Origin of the sequence: uncultured Salinisphaera sp. (assembly GCF_964012375.1) — a bacterium.
In the GTDB taxonomy this organism is placed as follows: domain Bacteria; phylum Pseudomonadota; class Gammaproteobacteria; order Nevskiales; family Salinisphaeraceae; genus Salinisphaera.
Map to the genome: position 1 here is coordinate 1 of NZ_CAXGSH010000154.1, position 4,538 is coordinate 4,538.

The window sequence follows — 4,538 nt, forward strand, 5'->3', positions numbered from 1 at the left end:
CCCAGAATCTTCTCTACGTCGTCGCCGCGTGGCATGCCCTGTTTGAGTCCGATATCCCCGTTGGTCTTGCGATAGAGAATCGTCGGCGTGGCGAAATAGCCCAAGGCCTCCATGAGGGCGTTGTTGTCCTGGACCTTGTCGCGAGCGGCGTCCGAAATATTCTCGGTGACTTCGATACCGCCGCTGGCGTAGTTGCGCTCCTGGCGTTCCAGTGCACCCTCCGGATCATCAGCGCCGACGATCGTGGCGGCCTTCGGCACGCTGTCGGCTTTGAGAATACCGACCATGACGTGGCGGATCTGGACGTCACCCGCTTCCACCCAGGGGCGTGCTGTCTGCCAGAACTCGTTGCAGTAAGGGCAGTTCGGATCGGTGATCTCGTAGACGATACGGGGCGCGTCGGCGTCACCATCACGGACCCAAGTGGCGTCTTCCAACTGGTCCCAAGCCTTCTTGTTCTGCGGTCCCGACGATATACGCTCCAGAGGGTCGGCCGTCAGATTGTTGCCCTGTTCGTCGACTAGCGTGCCGAGTACTGCATGCTTGCCGTCCTCCGTTACATAAATCGCCATTGGCCGGCCCTGGACGGTAGCGGCGTATCCGGTCAGCCCGCTTGGGGCATCGAAAGAGCCGAGAATATTCATTCCACGATCCTCCATCGCCGCCACGGGCGCCGGTGAATCGGATTCTTCTTCGGGGGCGGCCCATGCGACCAGCGCGTACATGCCGATGGCGGTAGCGGTGATCGTCAGGATTAGAGATAGTCGTGCGGTTCTGGTCATGGTTGTTCCTCATCATCGTGAGAAGAAGCAGTGGGCGCCGTGTCGAAACGTTCGAGAGCGGCGGTGAGAGTCGCGCGCGACAGCTGGCCCAGATGGCTGTCGACCAAACGCCCGTCGCCGTCGTAGAACAGTGTCGTAGGCAATGCGGCTGATCCGGCCTGCTTGGCCAGATGCCCGCCCGAGTCGCGCAGCACGTGTTCGATGTGCAGATCCTGACTGTTCAGGAAACTCTGGATGGTGGGCGTTGCCTCGGCCTGGTTGGCGAACACGAACAGCACGTCGTCGCGCTCGTTCTGGGCGGCCTCGAGGACGGGCATCTCCGCACGGCAGGGCGGACACCAGGTCGCCCATAGATTGACCACCATCGGCCGGCCCTCGGCTTCGGCCTGTAGCGTAGCGAGATCGGTGGCGCGGCCATCCAGCGTCTGCAGCCGTGCCTCGGGCAGGCTCGCCGCCTGCTGTTCGATCAAGGTGAGCGCGCCGCCGGTCAGCCCCCAGGCGAGGCCGCCGGCGACCAGCGCGGCGGCCAGCGGTGCGCGCAGCAGCGGCCGGCGCCAGACCACGAAGCTTGCGTAGGCGGCCATGCCCAGCAGCCCGCCGATCGCATCGAAACCGCCGTCACGAATGTCGAAAATGCCCAGCGGCGCCGGGCGGTATTCGCCGAAATAGCGGATCACGAACACCAGCCGGGCCGCCACCGCGCCGGCCAGCGCCAGGTTGAACAGCGTGTCGGTGATCGGCACTTCACGCCGGCGCGCGGCAACCTTGCCGGCTATCAACGCCGTAATCAGCGCGAAAAGCATCAGGGCATGGGCGACCGAGATCGCCAGCGGGCCGAGGTTGAAGGACAGCATCAGGAATTCTCCAAGTCGTCACGTGCGCGCTCGAGGTGATCGAGGAAGGCCTCGGCGTCCAGCTCGCCGACGATGCGCGCGCTGCGGGCCTCTTCGCCGTCCGGGCCGATCAGCAGCAGGGTGGGTGGGCCGACGACGCCGTAGTGGCCCATCAGCGCGCGGTCGGCGGCGTCGTTGTCGGTCACGTCCGGGCGCAGCAGCTGCACGTCGTCCAGTGCCGCCTGTACGCGGGCGTCGCCGAAGACTTCGGATTCGATCACCTTGCACGAGATACACCAGTCGGCGTAGAAATCCACGACCGTCCAGCGGCCGTTTTCGCCGGCCTTGGCCACTTGCGCATCAAGAGCGTCGAGATCGGACACGGGCTCAAAACGGGCCATGAAGTCGTCTGTCTGCGCACCGGCTTCGCCGCCCGCGTCGGTCGTGTTCGCGGGCGCGCCGGCAAAGGCCAGCGGCCGCATCGGATCGCTGGCGCCACCGGCGGCGCCGATCACCAGCAGCGCGCCCCAGAGGCCGATCAGAAGGCCGGCTACGCGCGCGATCATCGCTAGCGGTAGCGTCGCCTGGGCGGCGCGCAGCGCGACCTGATAGAGCGTGGTGCCGATGGCGAGCAGCCACGCGCCCCACAGTCCGAGCATCCAGGGGGCGGGCGTCACGCGGGCGACGAACCACAGCGCCATGCCCAGCAGGACGAAACCGAACACCGCCTTCACGCCGTTCATCCACGGCCCCGGGCGTGGCAGGAATCGGGCCCCGAGGCTGCCGGCGAGGACCAGCGGCGCGCCCATGCCCAGGCCGAGCGCGAACAGCGCGCTGCCGCCGATTAGCACGTCGCCGGATTCGGCGATGAACAGCAGCGCCCCGGCCAGCGGCGCGGTCATACACGGGCCGACGATCAGCGCCGATAGTGCGCCCATGACCGCCGCGCCGCCGAGGCTTCCGCCGCGCTGGGCGCTGCTGGCGCGATCCAGCCGGTTACGCAGGGCCGCCGGCAGCTGCAACTCGTAGACGCCGAACATCGCCAGCGCGAGTGCCACAAACACGAGCGCGAATGCGCCCAGCACCCAGGGGGTCTGAAGTGCGGCCTGCAAGTTGGCGCCGGCCAGCGCCGCGGCGACGCCGAGTAGGGCATAGGTCAACGCCATCGGCAGCACATAGGCCAGCGACAGCGTCAGGCCGCGCCGGCCGCGCGCGCCGCTGCCCACGATCAAACTGGTCAGGATTGGAACCATGGGCAGTACGCAGGGTGTGAATACCAGCAGCAGCCCGAGCCCGAAGAACACCAGTAGCACCCAGGCCGTGTTGCTGTCTGACAGCTGCGCGGCCAACGACTGGTCCTCGCCGAGGGCGTCGGATTTCCCAGCTTTGGCTTGCGTCGTCGTAGTGCCGGCGCCTTCGTCGTTCGAGTCCACGGGGGCGGCCGTGCCGCCGCCCAAGTTGTAGTCGGCCAGATCCAGCGTTGCGCGCTGCGGTGGATAGCATAGGCCGGCCTCCGCACAGCCCTGCCAGGTCAGTTCGACGGTTTCAGCGTTACCGGGGTCGACGCGGACCGCGACCGAGTCGTGATATACCTCGGATTTGCCGAAGAATTCGTCCTCGATGGGCTGGCCGTGCGGCATCTCGACGGCGGCCACAGGTGCCGGTTTGCCGGCAAAATCGAATTGATGCCGATACAAATAGTAGCCGTCAGCGATCGTCCAGCTTACGGTCAGCGTGTCGTCCGCGTTGACCGAGACGTCATAAGTAAAGGCCTCGCCCACGGAAAGGAAATCGTTTGACGAAGCCGTACCGGCGGCCAGCGCACTGGGACCGCACAACAAAATCAAGACCACAATGGCCAGCCGACGATACGGGAAAAGAGTCATCTAACGCGCTCCTGTCTGCACTGATGCACAAGATAAGGACCGCGGTTAAGTCAGGATTAAAAAGCTTCTCGCATCAGCAACGGCGCTAGGTGATGATCCACCAGCAACGCCGTGAACAGTGCCATCAGGTAGAAGATCGAATAGCCGAAGGTGCGCATCGCCAGCCCCGGCTTCGGCGCGTATTTCAGCCGGATAGCGTAGATCAGGAACCAGCCGGACAGGCCGATCGCGCTGATCAGATACAACGGTCCGCTCATGCCGGTCGCGAACGGCAGCAGCGACACGATGAACAGCAGCACCGTATAGAGCAGCACCTGGGTACGGGTGTACTCGAGCCCGTGCGTAACCGGCAACATCGGAATATCGACCTCCGCATATTCGCGATGGCGCTCGATCGCTAGCGCCCAGAAATGCGGTGGCGTCCAGATGAAGATGATCAGGAACAGGATCAACGCGTGCACGTCGACTGTTCCGGTGACGGCGACCCATCCGAGCACCGGCGGAGCCGCCCCTGCCGCACCGCCAATGACGATGTTCTGTGGCGTCGCACGCTTGAGATAGACGGTATAGACGCCGGCATAGCCGACCAGCGTGACCAGCGTTAGCCAGGCGGTCAGTGGGTTGACCAGCCAGAGCAGGATCGCCATGCCGATCAGCCCGATGGCGGCGGCAAAACGCGCCGACTGCACCATGTCCAGATGGCCAGTGACCAACGGGCGCTTGCGGGTACGCGCCATGCGCTGATCGGCCTTGCGATCGAGCATCTGGTTAACCGCGGCGGCGGAAGCTGCCATCAGCCCGATGCCGAGCGTGCCGAAAAGAAGTGCATCGATCGGCACCATACCGGGCGTGGCCAGAAACATGCCCACCATCGCGGTGAACACGATCAGAAGCACCACGCGCGGCTTGCACAGCTCGTAGTAATCAGTAAGACGCGTAGGCATGCGCATTATTGAATCGATGCGCACGAAGAATAGCGCGCTACGCCAGCTCGCGCGGGTCGATCTTCGGCGGCTGCTCGAAGGTGTGGTACGGCG

The 4,538-nt window shown here is 65.0% G+C and carries 4 protein-coding genes; all 4 read right to left on the bottom strand.

Translation table 11 applies throughout. The annotated features are described in order from the left end of the window. The coding region (gene dsbG, locus ABNU97_RS17210; RefSeq protein WP_348767893.1) for a thiol:disulfide interchange protein DsbG at positions 1 to 782 on the bottom strand (782 nt) is incomplete at its 3' end. Continuing rightward, the gene (locus tag ABNU97_RS17215; RefSeq protein ID WP_348767894.1) at positions 779 to 1,636 is read right to left on the bottom strand and encodes a TlpA disulfide reductase family protein; all 858 of its coding nucleotides are present in this window, start codon (positions 1,634 to 1,636) and stop codon (positions 779 to 781) included. The genes ABNU97_RS17215 and dsbG, both read right to left, overlap by 4 nt. Next, a complete protein-coding gene (gene dsbD, locus ABNU97_RS17220) occupies positions 1,636 to 3,501 on the bottom strand; it encodes a protein-disulfide reductase DsbD (RefSeq protein ID WP_348767895.1) in 1,866 nt (621 codons plus the stop codon). The genes ABNU97_RS17215 and dsbD overlap by 1 nt, the downstream gene beginning before the upstream one ends. Positions 3,502 to 3,557: 56 nt before the next feature. Then, positions 3,558 to 4,445, bottom strand: a complete 888-nt coding sequence (gene cyoE, locus ABNU97_RS17225; RefSeq protein WP_348767896.1) for a heme o synthase — start codon at positions 4,443 to 4,445, stop codon at positions 3,558 to 3,560. Positions 4,446 to 4,538 lie beyond the last annotated feature (93 nt).